The following is a 222-nucleotide window of genomic DNA, read 5'->3' as shown; positions in this document are numbered from 1 at the left end:
TTGTCTGTCGCTGTTACTGTTACTTGAATATCTCCTACACTACTTGTATTGTATTCTCCAATTGTTAATGCTGGATTTGGGTCTTTATTGTCTGATACGTTTACTAAATCGCTAGCATTCAAGCTATCTCCTACAAATACTGTTACACCTTCTTTTGGCGTTAATACTGGTGCTTCTGTATCTTTTTCGCCAGTTTCTCCACCAGTGTTTCCACCACCAGTT

At 38.7% G+C, this 222-nt stretch carries 1 pseudogene; it reads right to left on the bottom strand.

Annotation, left to right across the window (positions count from 1 at the left end):
- Positions 1–222 (bottom strand): annotated as a pseudogene (locus tag MR107_RS31015) (adhesin); the annotation flags it as partial.

This window comes from Bacillus cereus group sp. BfR-BA-01441 (genome assembly GCF_022663075.1).
Classification (GTDB): domain Bacteria; phylum Bacillota; class Bacilli; order Bacillales; family Bacillaceae_G; genus Bacillus_A; species Bacillus_A cereus.
This window is presented reverse-complemented; position numbering and strand designations above follow the sequence as displayed.